Below are 18,855 nucleotides of genomic sequence, written 5' to 3'. Positions count from 1 at the left end.
CATGCGGGTGTGCAAGCAGTTCTTCCGCTGGCCGCTGTCTCAGTGCGCTGGAGGGAGCAGGAGTGCAGTTCAAAGGAGCAGCGTCGGCAGAGGACTGCCGCCGCCGCTCAGTCCTGCTTTTTGAGGAGCCGGACGAGGAGGTCAGCCGCTTTCTCCATGAAGCGGGCGGCCAAAGGGCCAAGCGGGTGATTGCTGTCAGCTTGGCCCGGCCTTTGGGCAGCGGCGAGGTCTCCGGCCTGCTGGCAACCGGAGCAGCAGATGTGCTGATCTGGAAAGACAGCGACCGGAACGCCCTTGCCGGACGGATCAAAGCCCAGCTGGATCGTTGGGCGGCAATGGATGCTTTGTTCGATTCTGGCTGGTTACAGCAGCGGCTGGTTGGCGGCAGCGTGTGCTGGCAGGCCAAGCTGCGGGAACTGGTCGAGGCTGGACGCTTCACCGATTTCCCGGTGCTGCTGACCGGCGAGAGCGGCACAGGCAAGGAGCTGGCCGCCCGCCTGATTCACGAGCTGGATCAGCGGCCTGCCAAGGGCAAATTTATCGTGGTCGACTGCACGACTCTCACCCCGGAACTGGCAGGCAGCGAGCTGTTCGGCCACGAGAAAGGCGCGTTCACCGGCGCAGCAGGCCGCCGCGAAGGAGCCTTCGCGCTGGCGGACAAGGGCACGCTCTTCCTCGACGAGATCGGCGAGCTGCCCCTGCCGCTTCAGGCCCAGCTTTTGCGGGTGCTTCAGGAGCATTCGTACAAGCGGGTCGGCGGCAATACCTGGCAGCAGAGCGAGTTCCGCCTGCTCTGCGCGACCAACCGCGATCTGGAAGAGGGGGTGCGGCAGGGCCGCTTCCGGGCTGATTTGTATTACCGAGTCGCCGGGCTGACCTGCACTCTGCCGCCGCTGCGGGAGCGGGCCGAGGACATCCTGCCCTTGGTGCGGCATTTCATCCGCCAGCTGCGGCCAGAGGAAGCTGTGCCGGAGATGGACGAGGCGGTGCGGGCGTATTTTCTCTGCCACGAGTATCCCGGCAATGTCCGCGAGCTGAAGCAGCGGGTGATGCGCCTGCTGCACCGCTACGCAGGCGGCGGTCTTCTCAGTGTCGGCTGCATCCCGCCGAATGAGCGGCCAGTCGGCCCTGACCGTCTGCCGGGCGAGTTCGAGCAGGTCATCCGCCGCGCTTTGGCCGCAGGCAAAGGGCTGAAGGAAATCGGGCAGACGGCGGAGGAGATGGCGGTGCGAATTGCTGTGGAGGATGCTGGGGGCAGCCTCCAGAAGGCGGCGCAGATGCTGGGTGTCACTGACCGCGCTTTGCAGCTGCGCCGCGCCAAGGAGAAGCAGATCAAAGCCGCCGCCGTCCTCATGATGCCGCCTGTCCGACCAATCGAAGCAGGTTGCCGCCAAGAATAAGGGCCTCGTCCGCAGGCGGCAGCCCCAAAGCATAAACCTTGGCCAATTCCACGCCCGGATGCAGCCAAGGGCCGTCGGAGCCGAAGAGGATTTTTTCGGCTCCGGCCCGCCGCGCCGCTTCTGCCAGCAGGTCGAAGCGGCGCACCCCGGCGGTGTCGGTGTAAATATTCGCATGGCGGGCCAAGTGGTCAATCAAAGCCACCTGCGCCCGCCAGTCGTCGCCGAAGCTGCCCAGATGCGGGATGATGAAATTCACGTCCGGGTATTCCTCAGCCAGCAGCTCGCAGACTGAAACCTCGCCGGTCACGTCATACAGCACCGGCAGGGAGAAGGCGCGGGCGGCCTCGCAGATTTCCCGGCTGATCGGCGCGTCGTTCCGGTGCGCCTTGATGCCGACAAAGCCGAATTCCTCCACTGCCTGCCGCACCATCGGCAGGATGCGGCCTTTGTCCCGCGCCGCATGAACAAAGGCGAAGCCGAAGAAGCGTTCCGGCTTGGCGGCAATGATGCGGGCCACCTCACGGTTGGCAGCGGCATAATCTGAGGTCAGCACCGAGAACAGCACAGTCCGGTTGATGCCCGCTTTGGCCGCCCGGCGCAGATAGCTGTGCAGCGGCGCGGCAGTGTCCCACGGCCCGGTGAAGCCGTCGCCTTTCCCAGCGTGGCAGTGGCAATCGAGGATCATTTCACAGAGATGTCACAAACGGGAGGTTGGGAAAATCCGCCTGCCGTGCAGGCCAGTGATAATGCTCTGCGCCAGCACCTTTCTCGGCTTCCGATCGGAAAAAATTTGCCATGATGCATTCCTCCTCTGTGGTTGTGGTTCACTGCTATGCTGCATAGTTGAGCTGACATGCCGCGTGTGCGGTCAAACATGGCGCATGTGAGAGCCGACATGAGCCATGTACAGGCGTATCTGCCGCAGGTGAGGGCGGCGATGGGGCGAATGAAGCCTGACTTGCGACAGGTCACATTTGAAAAATATGAGCTGTTGCTTTCTATAGCTCTCTTTTGAACTTTGCTCCTCTGCTTCTGTTATCAGATGCTTTTTCCCACCTGAGTCTAGTGTTATCTCGAGGATCAAGGTGTCCGGTGTCATACCCACTTGGGTTGCGCCAATTCCTTGCATTATCCCCTCGCTGCCTCTGCTCATTTTTAAACCAGCCTCGCATCCAGCGCGGCGCATCAGGATTATCTATGGTGCTTCTTTTCAAATCAGCTCGCGCTTGTTGATACTCAGGGCTTTTATGTTTTGAACGCGATGAAGGCGGTTTATTAGGATCAGCAATAAAACGTCCCCTCGCGTCTCTCAACTCGTTTTCAGAGCTGCCTGCAAAGGCAAGCTCCTCTGCCTCGTTCCCGCAACAGGAAGGACACAGGCAAAACGACGAATGCGCCTGCTCTGCTTCTCCTTCAAATTTCCTGAATCTCCTGCTCTGCGCGTCAGCATATCTCGCCGCTGCCAAGGCTCTGTTTGCATAAGGAGATTTGTGTATCATCCGTCCTGCATTGGCCAAAACAGCCTGCTGGAGGTTTTGCCCTCTTCCAACAGCCAGCGCGGTGTCAAAGACAGCCCGCCCGCCTACTGGAAGACGGTTGCGGACTGCTCCCAGCGCGGCTTGCTGCAAACTTTGTCCACGCCCCAGTGCCACCGCTGTGTCAAAGGCAGCGCGTGCAGCAGGCGGAATACGGTTTTTGGCGGCGTTTAGTGCCGCTGTTGAAATATTTTGCCCACGAGCCAGATTCATACCCATGTCGAAAGCGGTCTGCGCAAGCGGCCCGCCAGGAATCGCGCCCCGCGCGGCCTCAATCAGCGCAGCCGTGATCGGACGGCCAGAAGCCAAGGCGTTGGCAGCTCCCAGTGCCGCTGACACGCCTGTGCCAATGCCTGGAACAAAGGAGGCTGCCATCTGCACGTATTTAATTCGGTTTCGAACATCATCAAGCCCAGATTTCACTGTCGAGCGGAACGATTTGACGACGTTTTTCCCGCTTAAAACATCCTTGCCGAATCTGGTCAGCAGTTTCGGACCAATCGGCTGAGTCAGACTGCTCGCGGTTTTGTACGCCTTGCCCGCAAACTTGACACCTTGGGCCGCAACTTTTGAAACATCACGCGCTGCTCGGCTGACTGTTTTGGCGGCGCGGGATGCGGCCCGCGATATTCCCCGCACCGCTTTGCCAAGGAATAAATCCTCCTCTGCTTCCATTAGGCTGCCAATGGATTGGACGATCAGCTCGGCCTCTGTCTCCACCTCAACCACGCCGCTGACAGGCAGCCCGTATCGCCGCTGGAATTCCCGCAGTGCGCTTTTTGTCTCACGATTGGCAAAGCCATCCAATGGCAGCTGAAGCTCCATCACACGGTTCAAACAGTCTTGCACCCAGCGGATGCAGTCGTCGCCGTTGTCGTCATCATCAGCCGCCGCAGCATCTGGCAGCCACAACGGAATTGTCGGCAATCGCGGCGCATAATCTCGCCGCTGCCAGTGCGGTCTTGGTTTTCTCAGATATGAGGGAGGGCGGCGTATTCCTTTGCGCAGAGACCGCCGGGATCGTCTGCCAGACTCGCTCTCTTCCATTTCTCCGAACTCTGCTTCCAAATTGTCAAAAGGATCTGGGGCATATGCCAGAAGATTCTTCATGATGATGTGTCCTTGCTTGTCGCTGCCGTTGCTCTGCCAATGAATGCGCTGCCTGCTCAATTTCCCACGGCTCATGTTCTGCGCTGAGGAGAAAACTGAGCTGCGCAGGCCGTTTTTTTCGCGTCTGATGCAGCACTGTCCAGATGCCTTCCGCTTCCAAGTGCCGATGGACTACCTCTGCTGCGCTGAGGCGCAAAGTCTGCACTGGAAACAGTCCGCCTTGGGCACTGAAGCCGAATTCTGCCAGCAGCGAGCGGAACTGCCGCACCCGCGCCGCTAAACGCTGCCGAAGCCGTGCGCCCCACTGCTGATTGAGCTGCAAGGCATGATTTGCTGCCGCAACCGCCGCTGCCGAGGGTGCGCTGCAATGGACACGGCAAAGGCCCTTTGCTTTATAGCGGGCGATAAGATCCCGGCTGCCAGCGAGCACAGCCAGCGGTGCGCCAAAGCCTTTTGCCAAAGAGGCCGCGACAATCAGCCGAGGCCCGCGCAGTCCATGCCATGCCGCTGCTCCCCCGCCGCCACTGCCGTATGGAGCCACGTTCTTGCTTTGTCTACCAAGAATGCCAAGTGCCTGCGTGTCATCTACTATCAACCAGCCGCCGCGCTCTTGTACCAAGCGCAGATAATCAGGCAAAGGGGATAGTCTGCCAGTGGCTGGATCAAGGCCGTCTGTCAAAACCACAGGCCGCTGTCTGCCGCAGCCAAGCAGGCTTCGCTCTAGGGCCGCTGGGTTATGCTGGGGGAAAATCGTCAGCGGCACGCCCTTGGCAGCGGCGCGTTCCGCTCCCCAGCGGGCAATGGGATAACTGCTGCTGTCAATGAACAGGGCTATCTGCTCCTGCGCCAGCACCTCAAAGATATCCCAGAAAACATGCAAGGTTGAGGTTGCTAATGCCCCGCTTTCGCAGCCGATCAGCTGGGCCAATTCCTGTGCCGCTGCTGCCGCGCCTAGCGGTTCTTCCAAGGCTGCTGGGCGGCCTGTGGTCAGCGTGCGCCAAGGCTTTAGCGTAGAATGCGGGTGCCGCATTCCCAAATACAAGGCTGAGGTAAAATCCAGCATCCCGCCTGCGCGGCGTTATTCGCCCTGCTCGTACTTGATCGCCCGCATCCGGCTGACACGGCTGCTCTGCTGAGGCCGGGGCAAGGCCGCGTAACCGGAAGCAGCCGGTGCCTGAATCGCTTGTCGGCGCGGTGTAGCGGCCAAGGCGGCTGGCTGCCGACTTTGGGACAGCAGTCTGCGCTGGAGCAAGGCGGAGGGCTGGAGATAACGCACCTCAGCCTCGCGGGTATCAGTCACTTCATTCATCAAATCCACCCCGGTGACTGCCTGATAGCCGTAGAGGTAACGTTGAATCTCCGGCTTCCAGTACCGCGCCCAATTGCGGGCGTTGTCTTCGCTGAGATTGAGGTCGCTCCAGTTGCCGAAGCGGATAGAGAGCAGCACCCGCTCGCCGTCCACAGCCAGCTCGTGGAAATGGGAGATGGTTGTATCTGTCCAGCCTTGCAGCTTCTTCATCGCATCCACTGCGCCCATCCAGTCTTCCTGATATGGTACCATGTGGCGGCCGCGCAGGAACTCGCGCATTTCTGGCCGGGCCAGCATCCACTGCTGGGAAAGCATTTCGCTCCGCGCTGTCCAAGGGAGGTCGCCATATTGGTTGTGCGCTCCTTCTGCCAGCAGCAGATGCACGTCCTTCAGAGCATTCAGTAGCGGGAAGGCATCGGCAATGACCGTGGTGTCCGCATCTTCGCGGTAGAAAATGGATGTTCGGTAGAGGAGATTGTGGAAGGCCTCGATAAACTTTGAGCGGCTGTCCGCAGATTGCAGCTCCGGCACTGCCCGGCCAACCAAACGCAGGCCATATTGATGATCATATTCAGCGGCGCGGCGGCTCACTGAGAGCTGGTTATATTTGTCCTGCACAAAACCCCAGATCATGTTGTTGAGCGGGCGCAGCGGGTCAATTTCCAGCTCGGCCAATGGATCGTTCGGCCCAGAACGCTGATTCTGAAAACGCAAAGCAATAGCGTTCATCGTCTGCGCCATCATTCCCTCTTCGTGCCAGTATGACCAAATGAGTTCGATGAGGCTGGGCTGAGTGGCACGGTGCTTGAGGACATCGTGATAGAATAAAACCTGACTCTCGTCTTCAACATTAGTCTTATCATCAGGGCCAACTGCCAGCATCGCGCTAATGATGCGGTCTAAATACGGAAGAATACCGTTGTTACCGATATACTGCTCAAGCTGGCCTTTTAATTCATTGATGCCAACCAAAGGCCGGCCCATCCGCCGCGCCTCTTCCTTTAGATTGAGCAGCCGTTCTTTATCGAGGAATTCGTTGTAAGCAACAGTCGGCTTGGTGAGCTGCCGCAATCCGCACTGCAATGTCAGGAATGCCTGAGTAGCCCATTTCAGTAGTGGATAGGAAGAAGGGCCATATATATTGAAGCTAAACCGAGTTGGGTCGAGAGAGACTTGATGGCCGTGGAATACCAGATCAACAAAGCGCCGATAGCGATCAAAACAGATGGCAGTGGTGCTGTTGCGGATGGTAGTCCATAACGCTTGGTCTTCGGTTGGATAGCTCGCTGTTCGATGCAGTGTTACATCAGAACTGCCTACAGAAGCGGAACTGACGTGAAATTTGACTGAATTGTCATCGCCACTCTCACGCGCATCACGTTCCGCATCAAGTTGATACGTCGCTCTGTAATTCCCTGCGGCAAGACCTGATGTATCAAGTTCCGCCACAAACTCATCCTTGGAATTCTTAATGTAATTATTTTTATCATCTTTGAGAAAGTTTTCCTCCTTGATCAAGTTACGCAGTTGGTGATCATGATAGTCATAGATCAATATCTTATCAGTATAATCAGCAACAGGTGGCCCTTTGCTGGTAAATCTGACAATCTCCCCCTCTACAACATTTGCCCGTTCTATTTTAAGAGTGGGCGTACTTTTATCTACCATTGTTCTCTTCCTCTCTTTATCAATAGACGCTCGTTCCCGCGTCATAACTCAGTTCATGCAGCACGCCCGACATGTCCAGCGTGCTGCGCATCGCCCAATAGTTGAGCAGTTTCGCCAGAAGATCGGCTTCGTCTTCTGGACTCAGAATGTTGTTCATTTTGGCCTGCCCGAGAACGGCAAAGGCCAGTGCGGGAGATGATCGGTACATCTTGCCCGGATCTTGTACCCATTCTTGGAAGTACGCGGCGAGCTGCTCTGGCTGCCGCGCCTCCGTCTCCATCACCTCGCGTAGCGTTCTGCCATTTAGCGACTTGGGCCGATGATTTACCAGCAGACTGATGAATTCCGGCAATGCAGCCTGAACCTTGGCAATCACACCTCGCCGCTCTTCATCAAGCGACGCAAGCGGATAAAATGATTCCCACATTTCGGCGATACCTCGCCATTGCCGATGCGGATACAAAGCATTGCCAATGGCGCAGCTTAATTTAACCCGCAGCCAAGGCATGGGGTGCGGATCATCCAAATTCAGGCGGAAGACAAAGGGTCTTGGCAGACTAACCACGCCGATCAATCCCAGCGTCGAAACTACGCCAACGCGGGCAATTGACCAGAAGTCTGCCAGTATCTCCGAAATCCAGCGGTCAAAGAGCATCCACGTCTGCGCCTCGCCGCTTCTGCGGCCCTGCTCCTGAAGAACGGGCCGCATGGACGGGATAAGCCGCAAGAGCACTGATGCCTGATGACCAACTTCATGTACCAGCGAAGAGGCGATGCCGCTGCCGATCATCCGTTCGCGGGGGACGCGAATGATGGCCACCGGGTTTTCTCCGCCGCCCGGCAGCCGGGTGCGAGCGCGGCGGATGGCCGCTCCCACGCCCCGGTCTAAGTAGCAGATGACTGGAGGCATCCGATAATATTCCGGCATAGCCAAGGCATCTGCCGAAACAACATCTAAGCCAGACAGCCAGACTCCGTTTTCATTCTCGCTGCGTTGCGTAATCACATCGCTGAACATATCAAGCTGCGTCAGCACGGCGTTGAAGCGCAGCCGGAGAAAGCAGAACCGCCGCTGCGCCTCTTCCGGGGAGGCTGCTGAGCCGCCGCTGCCATTCAGCCAGCCACGAAAGATCTCGACGTGCTCTTTCAGTTTCTTCCGCCCCTTGGCAAGAAAGTGTTCAATTGCAATCTGCGCAGGAGGCAGCAGGCTGGCAGCGGGCAGCATCGGCTCAGTCAGGACAAAGGGCTTGACGCGGGCCAGCCGCGTCAGCAATGCCCGTGCATCCTGATCCAGCATCCATTGGACAGAAGGCTTCATGGCGGTTCGTTGTCACACCCCGTAGAGGACGATCTTTCGGCCCCGGCGCAGCCAGCGGCCGCTGTGGCCAAAAGATGGAGGCAGAGAAGGCCCGGCAGCGGTTCTGCCTAGCCTTCCTGCGGTAGCGAGAAAACCAGGTGCATAAATACGGGCAGCGGCAATGGCAGCGTTCTGAGCCGCAGCCAGCGGGTTCTGGCTGTTGGCCATGCCGCTCATGTTGCGCACAGCATTTCCGGCAAAACGGACAAATCCACGCGCTGTCTCGAATTCTTTATCCTCGCCGCTCAGTCCTTCCAGCTCCAAACCAAAGAGTTGACCGGCCGCGCCTGCAATCCTGCCGCCAAGCCGGGCACCTTGCGGCCCGCCGAAATATCTGCCTGCTGCCCTGCCAAGGTGAGGCAACGCTCTTTTAGCTGCTCCTTTCAGAATCCCGCCCACAGCCCGCATATCTGGTGAAGAGAGAATACCCCTGCCTGTCTGAACAGCCCGCCTTGCCAGATTGCAGAGAAAAGTCTCCAATTCAGCCTCGCTGCTCACCTCCAGCAGCTCCAGAGCGAGTTCTGTCTCTTGGGCTTCGCACATTTCGCCGTTTTCGCAGAAAAGAGACTCTGTTTCATGCTGCTCGGAGTTCTCAAATTCAAACGCTTCGAGCTGCTCATACTGCTCGAACTCCGCTTCGGCCTCTAATCTGCCGTGGTCAATATCGTGCATGATCTGCTCCTGCTGCCTTTATGCTGCATTGAGAAGGACAATGCTGTTGCCTTTGCGCACCCAGCGGCCAGACTGTCCACGACCAACGCCAGATGTCATAGCAACCTGCCTGCCCATAGGTTTCGTTGTTGTCTGTCTCATCAGGCCGGGCGCATGTTTAGCAACAACAGAAGCCACAGCCTTTTGCGCCACAGCGGTCGGATTGGCATTCGGAGCAGTGGCAAGGGCCTTTTTGGCTGCCTCCCCACAAATGCGGACAAAGTTCTTTGCGCCTTCAAATTCCCGATCTTCTGCCTCAAGTGTCTCCAGCTCCAAGGCGTTGGCGGCAAATCTGGCCAAACCGCCACCGAGTTTTGCACCCAGCGGCCCGCCGAAAAAACCACCTGCCACAGTGCCCGCCAGAGGCAGGGCCTTTTGGGCCAAGCCTTTGAGAGTGCCGCCGATGGCTCGTCCCACAGAGGAATTCGCAAACGTCTTGATGCCGCTGCCCACGTTTCTAATCAATTTTCCTAGAAACCGATCCAGTTCCGCCTCTGAATTAACTTCCATCAGCTCGCCTGCCAGCTCCATCAGCTCGGCCTCGCTGAAGACTTCGCCTTCGCCGTGCTCATGCTGCTCAAACAGAAAACCTTCAGATTCAAACTCCGGCTGTTCATGCTGTTCAAACAGGAAATTCTCGGCTTCAAACTCCGGGTTGTGCTCCATAAACATGCTCTCGTGATTGCTCATGCTGCCTGCTCCTTTTCAAGGGATTGAGGTTGACTGCGATACTTCTATGTTGAGAAGAGAAATGCAAATAACGTGCCAGCTGCGGCAGCAGCTTAAGTGGCCGTTTTATCCGGATGAGGTTGAATACATGGGCGAAGCGAGCTTCGCTTTTTCAGCTTGTTCCCTGAAGCTTGCTTCGGCCATAGATGGTGCTGGAAGATGGGAAACAGCATCGCAGCTTCCGTTTATTCACCCTTGCAGGAGGTTCTGCGCGCATTCCCTCTTGACAAATAATTCTGTCGATCTATCATAAGCAGACACTGTGCGCTGTTTATTCGGGCAGCGAACTTTGACCAGCTCATTCAGTTCTTCTTATCATGCGCCGCACTGAACTTCTTCGCCTCCTGCTCGTGCTTCCCTGCCTGCTCCGTGCAGCCGGGGCTGAAGGAGGTGCTTTGTTCTGACGGCCAGACAAGCAGGAATCACTCCGCAGCCACGGTTCAGCACATGAGCCGTGGCTTTTTTATTTGACCATGCAGAGCATATCTGCCCCGACACATGGGAGGACATCATGCAGTTTGAGAAACTGAAGAAATACAAGCCATATCAAACGGTATTTCTGCCTGACCGTACTTGGCCTGGCAAAACCATCACCGCCGCGCCGGTCTGGTGCTCGGTTGATCTGCGCGACGGCAACCAGGCACTGCGCCAGCCGATGAATCTGAGCCAGAAGCTGGAGATGTTCCAACTGCTGGTGGAGATCGGCTTCAAGGAAATCGAGGTCGGCTTCCCCGCCGCATCGGCTGTTGAGTACGACTTTCTCCGCCTCTTGGTCGAGGATCGGCTGATCCCGGAGGATGTCACGGTACAGGTGCTGACGCAGGCCCGCGAGCCGCTGATCCACAAAAGCTTCGAGGCCCTGCGCGGCGTGAAAAAGGCCATCGTCCATCTCTACAACTCCACCTCGACCTTGCAGCGGGAGGTGGTCTTCAAGATGAGCCGGGCAGAGATCATCGCCTTGGGCGTGGAAGGGGCACGAGTGATCCGCGAGGAGGCTGAGCACTTTGAGGGCGGCGAGATCCGCTATGAGTACTCGCCGGAGAGCTTCACCGGCACGGAGCTGGACTTTGCTTTGGAGATCTGCGAGGCGGTGGCAGATGTCTGGCAGCCAAGCCAAGAGCGGCCTGTGACGCTCAATCTTCCTGCCACGGTGGAGATGGCCACGCCGAATGTCTATGCCGACCAGATCGAGTGGTTCATCCGCAATCTGAAGGGACGCGAACGCTTCCGCATCAGCCTGCACGCCCACAACGACCGAGGCTGCGCTGTGGCCGCCACTGAGCTGGCTTTGCTGGCCGGGGCTGACCGCGTCGAGGGCACCCTGTTCGGCAACGGCGAGCGCACCGGCAACGTGGACATTCTCACCCTGGCCTTGAACATGTTCAGTCAGGGCGTTGATCCCAAACTGGATTTTTCCAGCATCAACCGGGTGGCCGAGGTCTATCGACGCTGCACCGGCCTGCCCGTGCATCCGCGCCATCCTTATGTGGGCGAGCTGGTCTACACCGCCTTTTCCGGCTCGCATCAGGACGCGATCAGCAAAGGCATGGAGGCGATGGCGCAGTGGCCCGACGGCCTCTGGGCCGTGCCGTATCTGCCCATTGATCCCAAGGATGTGGGCCGCACGTACGAGTCCATCATCTGCATCAACAGCCAGTCAGGGAAGGGCGGCGCAGCCTATATTATGAATCAGGAGTTCGGCTACAAGCTGCCGAAAAAGATGCGGCCCGGCTTTGGACGTGTGGTGCAGGAGGAGACCGAGCGGGTTGGCACCGAGCTGTCCAACGCCGCAGTCTTCGCCGTCTTTGAGCGGGAATATCTGCTCCAGCAGCGGGGCGGCTTCCGGCTGAAGCAGTTCGATGTGCTCAAACGGCATATTGACGACAACGAGGCCACTTCAGCCGCCGAGATCGAGGCGGTGGTGGAGATCAATGGCCGCGAGACCCAGCTGCGCGGCAGCGGCAACGGCGTGCTCGATGCCTTCTGCGCCGCCTTGCAGGAGCAGGCCGGGCTGCGCTTCGCCCTCACCTCCTACCACGAACACGCCCTGACCGAGGGTGCCTCGGCCAAGGCCGTCACCTACATTGAGGTGATCGACCAACGGCCCGGCGGCACCAGCGAGGCCTGGTGGGGCGCAGGCGTGGACACCGACATCATCGTTTCATCCATCAAGGCGCTGCTCAGCGCGCTCAACCGGATGCAGCAGGGGAGGTGAAGATGCTTGGCAAACAGCAGGCTGAGGAAGCTGCGGCCTTTCTCGGCACCCGTCTGCCGTTCCAGCCGGAGCTGCTCATTCAGCTCGGCACCGGTTTAGGCGGGCTTGCCGCAGCGATGACCGGGAGCATGAGCATTCCCTATGCGGCTGTTCCTCATTTTCCCCGCGCCACAGTTGCCAGCCATGCTGGCAACTTGGTCTGCGGCAGGCTGGCCGGGAAGCCTGCCACCATTCTGCAAGGCCGCCTGCATTATTATGAGGGCTACTCGGCCTGCGAGGTCGGCTTTCCGGTCCGCGTCCTCTCGCTGCTGGGGGTGAAGACCGCGATCATCACCAATGCGGCAGGCGGCCTCAACCCGGCATGGCAGGCTGGCGCGATCATGATTGTCCGCGACCACCTCAATCTGCTGCCCGACAACCCCTTGCGCGGCCCGAACGTGGATGCTTGGGGGCCGCGCTTCCCCGACCTCTCCCAGTCCTACTGCCCAAAGCTGCGCAGCCTTGCCGAGCAGACGGCCCAGCGGCTTGGCCTGCGCGGCATCTGCTCTGGCACCTATGCCTGCATTCCTGGCCCAAGCCTGGAGACACCGGCAGAAACCCGGATGCTGCGGCTGCTTGGCGCGGACGCGGTGGGCATGTCTTCCGTGCCTGAGGTGATCACCGCGCTGCACGGCGGCCTGCGGGTGCTGGGCCTGTCGGTGATTGCCAATGTCAACAATCCCGACAACCTCGCCCCCATCCTACTGGATGACATCGTCGCCGCAGCCCAGCGGGCGGAACCTCTCGTGCAGCAGCTGATTGCGGAGCTTGTCCGGGAGCTGTGAGCCACATTCTGCGCCGCGCCTGATCCGGGCTTGAAAAGCCTCTGATCCTCCAAGAGTCAGCTCATTCAAACTGACTCCCTGCATTTCACTCCAGAGCCGCCTTGGCTCAAATTTGCACATTGCGGCGGACTTCTCCGTTGACTACGTCAGATGCCCTGCTGCAATTGGTGCGGCAACCGCCTGGTGGATGTCCTGGATGTGACGCTGGGGACGTGAGAAACAAAAAGGGAGTCAGCTTGTGAAGCTGACTCCCTGATCTTCCTGGCGGGGCCGACGAGGCTCGAACTCGCGACCTCCGGCGTGACAGGCCGGCACTCTAACCGACTGAGCTACGACCCCGAAAATTTGGTGGGCGAAACAGGGATCGAACCTGTGACCCTCGGCTTGTAAGGCCGATGCTCTCCCAGCTGAGCTATTCGCCCGCACCAAATGGTGCACCTTTTTTACCAGAATCCGAGCTGCCCGTCAATTAAAAAAAACATAGGCAGCAAAAAACAGACAACAGGCTGTGCTCTCAGGCCCGCTGAACCGGCACAGCACCAGCAGGCACGGTGATGAGCGCGGCAGGAATCGGCGCAGACAAGGGCTGGTCATGGAACAGCACCTCGCCCTTGTCCAGCAGCAAGGCTTGGCTGAAGACCTCGTCCACATGCTCGACCAAGGCGATGTCCAAGCTGGTGCGCACGTTCGTTGGAACCTCCTCCAGGTCGCGCTCGTTCTCTTTCGGCAGTATGACCCGGCTGATGCCGCCGCGCTTGGCCGCAAGCAGCTTCTCGGTCAGGCCGCCGATGGGCAGCACACGGCCACGGAGGGTGATTTCTCCAGTCATGGCCAGCTGGCGGTCCACCGGCACCTTGAGCAGGGCGGAGACTATGGAGGTGGCCATGGTGATCCCGGCGGAAGGGCCGTCTTTAGGAATCGCCCCTTCCGGCACATGCACATGGATGTCTAATTTCTGATAAAAGCCCGGATCCAGCCCCAGCCGTTCCGCTCTGGAACGCACGCAGGCCAGCGCGGCCTGCGCTGACTCCTGCATCACCTCGCCCAGCTTGCCGGTGATGGTCAGCTTGCCGGTGCCGGGCATCAGCGCGGTCTCAATCTGAAGCAGCTCGCCGCCGACCTCTGTCCAGGCCAAGCCTGTGACCAAGCCGGTCTCGTCCTCCTTTTCCGCCAGACCGTAGCGGTGCTTGGGCACGCCGAGATAACCGGACACCGCTGCGCTGCCAAGCTGGTATTTGCGCTCCGGCTCCTTCTTTTGCAGACGGTCGCGGGCCACCTTGCGGCAGATGGAAGCAATAGTCCGCTCCAGATCGCGCACTCCGGCCTCGCGGGTGTAGCGGCGGACGATCTCCAGCACCGCCGCTTCCTCAAAGACGATGTCGTCAGGGGCGAAGCCGTTGCGCTCCAGCTGCTTGGGCGCGAGATATTCCTGAGCGATGCGCAGCTTCTCCTCCTCGGTGTAGCCGCTCAGGCGGATGATCTCCATCCGGTCTTGCAGAGGAAGAGGGATGCTGTGCAGGCTGTTGGCCGTGGCGATGAAGAAGACCTCGGAGAGGTCATAATCAAGATCAAGGTAATGATCATTGAACGCGCTGTTCTGCTCCGGGTCCAGCACCTCCAGCAGAGCGGCGGAGGGATCGCCCCGGAAATCCACGCTCATCTTGTCCACTTCATCCAAACAGAAGACCGGGTTGATCACCTCGGCCCGCTGCATGGCGTGAATGATCTTGCCTGGCATGGCCCCGATGTAGGTTCTTCGGTGGCCGCGAATCTCCGCCTCGTCGCGCATCCCGCCAAGCGAGATGCGGACGAATTTACGGTTCATGGCTTTGGCGATGGACTTGCAGATGGAGGTCTTGCCCACGCCCGGAGGCCCGACAAGGCAGATGATCGGCCCCCGGATTTTCTCCACCTGCGCCTGCACGGCCAGATATTCTAGGATCCGCTCTTTGGTCTTTTTCAGGCCGTGGTGGTCTTGATCGAGAATCCGCTCGGCTTCCTCAATATCAATCTTGGTCTCGCTCTTCTCTGTCCACGGCAGGCTGATGAGGACATCCAAATAATTGCGCACCACCGTGCTTTCAGCGGACATCGGCGGCATGGCCTTGAGCTTGGCCAGTTCTTTCAGAGCCTTTTCCCGCGCCGCCTCCGGCATGTTTTTTTTCTCCAAGGCCGCCTGCAATTCGCTGTGGTCATCCGGGACATGGCCCATCTCCTGCTGGATTTCCTTGACCTTCTCGCCGAGATAGTAGTTGCGCTGATTGTCGGCCAGCCGCTTGCGCACCTTGGTCTCAATGGATTTCTCCAGCTCGTCCAGCTCAATTTCCCGATACAGCAGCTCAATCAGGCGGCGGAGGCGGTCCGGCAGGGCGATGGTCTCCAGCAGTTCCTGCTTCACCCCGGACGGCAGCTGGACATGAGCGCAGAGCAGGTCTGCCAGCCGGGCCGGGTTTTCCATCACCGCCGCAACCTTAGTAATCTCAGACGGAATCTTCTGGCGGCTGATCTTGATGTAATCGGCAAAGGCGCGGCGCAGCTCGCGGCTGTAGGCGGGCAGGTCGGGATGCTCGGCCTCTGTGTCAGGCTGTTCCGACAGATCAGCGCGGAGAAAGTCGCTGCACTCGATGTAGGCCGCAACCTCTGCCCGGCGTTTGCCTTCCACCAACGCCTTGATGGTGCCGTCAGGCAGGCGGAGCAGCTGAATGACCGTGGCCAGCACCCCGCAGCGGTGGAGGTCGGCAGCCTGCGGATCGTCCACGCCAGCTTCCTTCTGCGCGACGAGAAAAATCAGCGAGTGCTGCTCCATCGCGTGCTCCAAGGCCCGGACGGAATTTTTGCGGCCAACAACCAAGGGCGCGATCATGCCGGGAAAAAGAACCATGTCCCGAAGCGGCATGACCGGATAACGAACCAGATTGAATTCAGACATATCTCTTTCAGAAAAATCAGTTAGGAGCGGCCTTCTCACGCACTGGCTCCGCGCAGAACAGCGGAAAAAGGAAAACCCGCCTGCATAGGTTGTCAGGAATATTCATTCCTTGAAAAGTTTATCTCAAACGAGCGCATCCTGCTGCGCAACGTCTCACAGCAGCTCTCATGGGTTTTTAAATGCTGCCTGCAAAGGTTTGTCGGCAGCATTTGCTCGTTGAAAAGCTCCCAACAGACGTGTGAATGCTGCTTGGCAACGTCCAAAAGCAGGTTTTACAGGTTTAAATCCTGCCTGTAAACGTCTGCCAGCAGCATTTGCTCGTTAAAAAGCTCCAAACAGACGTGTGAATGCTGTTTGGCAACGTCCAAAAGCAGGTTTTACAGGTTTAAATCCTGCCTGCAAACGTCTGCCAGCAGCATTTGCTCGTTGAAAAGCTTCTGGCAAACATCCAGTAGGAGCTTTCAGACATGCAAAAGCTCCTACTGGATGTTTGCCAGGAGGTTTTGTTCGTCCGCAGACAGCTTTTGCACGTCCAAAACCTCCTGGCGGACATCCGCAAGCTGCTTCTGCTCCTTCATTTGGCGCAGCTGCTCAAGGCAATGCTGTTCGCGCAGGGGCATGGCAAGTTAGTGCGGCGCATCGATGTCTTCAAACAGGGCTTCCAGCTCCAAGTTGAAGACATCGACGCAGCGGCTTGTCATGCAGCTTGAATGGAAGAAGTCCGTCAAACAAAGATGTTCTCAGTCCGCCTGTTTTGAGATATTCATTTATGCACTTGGCGACGAACTCAGACAGTTTGACAGGGACAGCATTGCCGATCATCTGCTCCAGATCAGTTTGTGTTCCTAAAAATTGAAACGATTTCGGAAAAGTCTGGATATAGCTGCGCTCAATTGTTGTCAGAGGACGAAGCCCATCAAGACTGACACCGGCTGGATCGCAGGCATTCAGCTTGTATCCTTTTGGAACCGGGCGGTTCACGCCGCGCACTGTCGGACTTGGCTCGTCAATGCTGAATATGCCGCGCCGGTTGTAATTGCGCGGATGACGGTAATAGTATTCCACTCCCAGAGAATCGCCTAAATATTCCCTGACGGTCATTGGCTGAGCAGACAAGTTCTTTTGCATGACAGTTGTCAGCGCATTATGCCAGCCGCCAAGATGGCCGATGAGAAAAAAACGTTTCCGAGCCTGAGGCACCCCGCAGAATGAAGCATCAAGGACTGCTGATGTCAGCCCGTAACCTGCGCATTGGAGTTGCTCAATAATTTCAGACAGCACATGGCTTTTCTTGATCCGCTCAACATTCTCCATGACAAACCATTTTGGTTTGATCGCGCAGACAATATTTGCAAACTTGAACGTCAAATCCGCCCGGCCTTGGCTGGTGTCACGCTTGCCCGCACTTGAAAAATCTTGGCAAGGCGGCCCGCCCATGATTATCTCAGGATGAAATTGTTTTATTTTTTGTATGGATGAATCTTCATCATTCAGGTCGTGCAAGAAAACAGGATGGCTGAAATTTTTCTGGTACACGGCCACAGCCTTTTCCCAGTTGTCAAAAGCTGCAACAACATCATATCCGGCATTTTGAAACCCAAGAGAAAGACCGCCGCAGCCGGAAAAAATGTCAACGCATCTCATGTAAACAATCCGGGAGAATTGAAAATTATGGCATCAAACCTTCTTTCAGGACTGAGCAGGTTCTGGCCGCCGCCAAGAATGATGCTTTTGATTTCCTGCTTCGTGATCACCGGCACTTCTAATCGTCCGCAGCGCATGTATTTGTTTGTTATGTTCCCAGCAGAAGCAAAGGCTTTGTCATTTTTCGTGTTATACGACAGACTGTCAACAATCTGCTCGTGATTGAACCGGCCATTCTTTTTTATATCGTGCAACATTTTGCACAGCCAGACTGCGGTGCGCGTCTGTCTGCTGATTCCGTTCGCGTCTTTATTTTTGTTTGCTATCTGTGAGATGAAATAACAAAATGCCGCATCGCTCCAAACAAAAACATCTAAGCAGTTCTCTGCCAGCTCAGGTGATTTGCCCAGAGTCTTCCATACAGGCTGAATGAGAAAAGGCTTCTGCTGCGCTTCCAAGCTGAAAGATATTTTCTCAACCGTTTCGATCAGAACCGGAATTTCAGCAAGTGTCTCTTTCGGTTGGGTCCAATCCAACAGAGCAAATTCAGGGATATTGGCCGCCAGATTATTTTGCAGGCCTGATGCCACGCTGCACGCAAGATATGCGATGGTGTCTGGACGGACAACAAGCTCGCAGCCATAATTTTGTTCAGGCAAATCGCAAGTTGTGTTGTCCGGCAGCGCGGTCAGTTTGACTTCTAATCCAGCTAAACACTCGCCGGTGTCAGCGCGTTGAATGACTAAGTCTGTCCGTGGAAGAACTCCGACAAGAAAACGTTGATAAGGAGAATGCTGCGCTTCAAAAGCAAAATAGATTTGCCCGCCAAGGGGATCAATGCCGAAGACTTGATCTATACTTGTAAATCTCTGCGTGAATTTGCCATGATCAATACAGAGATAGTTAGCCGCTATCTGTTTTGACGCGAGATAACAGCACAACGCCGCAGGAAACGAGGAGTTGAACTGATTTTTACCCCATGCTTCCTTTTGGGTGAAATCTCTGTTGCTCTTATTCAGGCCAAAGAGTCCCGGCCGCATTTCGGTCATGGTTCAGTGCCGCTCATGAACACAGTGGGTCAGGTTGTTTTCATTCCCTTGCTCTTCACGCCGCTGATCGATCCGGGTGACAGATGGCTCCTGCGTGTCCAACGCCACCTTCACCCCCTCTTTGCTAACCTCAACCTTCGTACCTTTCAGCTTGTCCCGCAAAATATAGATCACAGCCACTGCGCCAGCGGCGATGATCAGGGCAATCCACACATTGTCGCTCATGTTTCCTCCCGCCGGGAAAAAGAAAAGCCCTCTTGCAATTGAGTAGATACTGTTGTCCGCGTCAAGCCCCATGCATGGCTGGATCGAACATTTTGCCTGATTTGAGGATGCCGACAGCGACCTGAACGAGCTTTCGCATCATGGCGCAGA

14 protein-coding genes and 2 tRNA genes are annotated in these 18,855 nt (G+C 57.4%); 3 read left to right on the top strand and 13 right to left on the bottom strand.

Annotated features, from left to right (window positions below):
* Window positions 1–1,400 (top strand): sigma 54-interacting transcriptional regulator (locus tag ACNKID_RS04245; protein ID WP_417912192.1); only part of this gene is annotated, 1,400 nt, incomplete at its 5' end.
* Here the strand turns inward: ACNKID_RS04245 and ACNKID_RS04240 are convergent.
* From ACNKID_RS04240 to ACNKID_RS04210, 7 genes are all read right to left on the bottom strand, one after another.
* The gene (locus ACNKID_RS04240; RefSeq protein WP_417912191.1) at window positions 1,351–2,085 is read right to left on the bottom strand and encodes an amidohydrolase family protein; all 735 of its coding nucleotides are present in this window, start codon (window positions 2,083–2,085) and stop codon (window positions 1,351–1,353) included. The two genes, ACNKID_RS04245 and ACNKID_RS04240, sit on opposite strands and share 50 nt — an antisense overlap.
* Window positions 2,086–2,398: 313 nt before the next feature.
* On the bottom strand, window positions 2,399–4,045 hold the full coding sequence (locus tag ACNKID_RS04235; RefSeq protein ID WP_417912190.1) for a peptidoglycan-binding domain-containing protein: 1,647 nt from the start codon (window positions 4,043–4,045) through the stop codon (window positions 2,399–2,401).
* Entirely contained in the window at window positions 4,008–5,108 is a 1,101-nt protein-coding gene (locus ACNKID_RS04230) for an aminotransferase class I/II-fold pyridoxal phosphate-dependent enzyme (RefSeq protein WP_417912189.1), read from the bottom strand. Before ACNKID_RS04230 ends, ACNKID_RS04235 begins: the two co-directional genes overlap by 38 nt.
* A 15-nt stretch (window positions 5,109–5,123) precedes the next feature.
* Complete coding sequence (locus ACNKID_RS04225) at window positions 5,124–7,067, bottom strand: hypothetical protein (protein WP_417912188.1); 1,944 nt, start codon at window positions 7,065–7,067, stop codon at window positions 5,124–5,126.
* Window positions 7,042–8,340 carry a hypothetical protein gene (locus ACNKID_RS04220; protein WP_417912187.1) on the bottom strand — a complete coding sequence of 433 codons (1,299 nt, stop codon included), beginning with the start codon at window positions 8,338–8,340 and terminating at the stop codon, window positions 7,042–7,044. Before ACNKID_RS04220 ends, ACNKID_RS04225 begins: the two co-directional genes overlap by 26 nt.
* Before the next feature lie 12 nt (window positions 8,341–8,352).
* A complete protein-coding gene (locus ACNKID_RS04215; RefSeq protein ID WP_417912186.1) occupies window positions 8,353–9,051 on the bottom strand; it encodes a hypothetical protein in 699 nt (232 codons plus the stop codon).
* A gap of 18 nt (window positions 9,052–9,069) precedes the next feature.
* Entirely contained in the window at window positions 9,070–9,780 is a 711-nt protein-coding gene (locus tag ACNKID_RS04210; protein WP_417912185.1) for a hypothetical protein, read from the bottom strand.
* Window positions 9,781–10,330: 550 nt separating this feature from the next.
* Here ACNKID_RS04210 and leuA point away from each other — a divergent pair.
* Both leuA and ACNKID_RS04200 read left to right on the top strand, forming a co-directional pair.
* Window positions 10,331–12,034, top strand: a complete 1,704-nt coding sequence (leuA, locus tag ACNKID_RS04205) for a 2-isopropylmalate synthase (protein ID WP_417912184.1) — start codon at window positions 10,331–10,333, stop codon at window positions 12,032–12,034.
* Window positions 12,035–12,036: 2 nt separating this feature from the next.
* A complete protein-coding gene (locus ACNKID_RS04200) occupies window positions 12,037–12,858 on the top strand; it encodes a purine-nucleoside phosphorylase (protein ID WP_417912183.1) in 822 nt (273 codons plus the stop codon).
* Between the two features lie 262 nt (window positions 12,859–13,120).
* On the opposite strand, the gene ACNKID_RS04195 is transcribed toward ACNKID_RS04200, so the two are convergent.
* The 6 genes from ACNKID_RS04195 to ACNKID_RS04170 form a co-directional block, all read right to left on the bottom strand.
* Window positions 13,121–13,197: transfer RNA gene (locus ACNKID_RS04195), tRNA-Asp, on the bottom strand.
* A gap of 7 nt (window positions 13,198–13,204) precedes the next feature.
* Window positions 13,205–13,280 (bottom strand) — tRNA-Val (locus ACNKID_RS04190).
* Between the two features lie 92 nt (window positions 13,281–13,372).
* Entirely contained in the window at window positions 13,373–15,787 is a 2,415-nt protein-coding gene (lon, locus tag ACNKID_RS04185; RefSeq protein WP_417912182.1) for an endopeptidase La, read from the bottom strand.
* A 648-nt stretch (window positions 15,788–16,435) separates the two neighbouring features.
* Complete coding sequence (locus tag ACNKID_RS04180; protein ID WP_417912181.1) at window positions 16,436–17,431, bottom strand: DNA cytosine methyltransferase; 996 nt, start codon at window positions 17,429–17,431, stop codon at window positions 16,436–16,438.
* Window positions 17,428–18,480: a HindVP family restriction endonuclease gene (locus ACNKID_RS04175; protein ID WP_417912180.1), complete on the bottom strand. Its 1,053-nt coding sequence runs from the start codon at window positions 18,478–18,480 to the stop codon at window positions 17,428–17,430. Before ACNKID_RS04175 ends, ACNKID_RS04180 begins: the two co-directional genes overlap by 4 nt.
* Window positions 18,481–18,483: 3 nt before the next feature.
* Window positions 18,484–18,705, bottom strand: a complete 222-nt coding sequence (locus ACNKID_RS04170) for a hypothetical protein (protein WP_417912179.1) — start codon at window positions 18,703–18,705, stop codon at window positions 18,484–18,486.
* Window positions 18,706–18,855: the final 150 nt, after the last annotated feature.

The sequence above is a fragment of the Candidatus Electronema sp. TJ genome, assembly GCF_048287355.1.
In the GTDB taxonomy this organism is placed as follows: Bacteria; Desulfobacterota; Desulfobulbia; order Desulfobulbales; family Desulfobulbaceae; genus Electronema.
Note: the sequence above shows the minus strand (reverse complement) of the source record. Positions and strands in the feature narration are given on the sequence as shown.